The sequence below is a fragment of the Pleomorphomonas sp. JP5 genome (genome assembly GCF_023721815.1).
In the GTDB taxonomy this organism is placed as follows: domain Bacteria; phylum Pseudomonadota; class Alphaproteobacteria; order Rhizobiales; family Pleomorphomonadaceae; genus Pleomorphomonas.
This window is the reverse complement of record NZ_JAMDLI010000026.1, coordinates 1-348: the sequence shown is the minus strand read 5'-3', so window position 1 is coordinate 348 and position 348 is coordinate 1. Positions and strand designations below refer to the sequence as shown.

Here is a 348-nt window from a genome sequence, read left to right as displayed (position 1 = left end):
CATACCGCGCTCTGCGCCCTCAGCCTGATCTCCGGCGTCGAGACGGTGGGCGAGGCGGTCACCACCAAGGTGGGTGCGAAGTTCCTCGACCGGTTGCTCAACGAGGAGGTCATTCCCTTCCTGACGCTGCCCAGGGACGAGTTGCAGGCGTTTGCCGGCGCGGTGCTCCGGCGCTTCGCCAACCCCTATATCCGCCACCTCTGGTACGACATCTCGCTGAACGGCCTCGTCAAGTACCAGACGCGCGATCTCGACCGTCTCCTCGCCTACATGGATCGAAACGGCAAGCCGGCGCCGTTGATGACGCTGGCGCTCGCCGCCTGGCTGGTGTTCTACCTCGGCCGCTTC

1 pseudogene is annotated in these 348 nt (G+C 65.5%); it reads left to right on the top strand.

The annotated features are described in order from the left end of the window. Positions 1-348: pseudogene (locus M4J40_RS22345) on the top strand (altronate oxidoreductase); the annotation flags it as partial.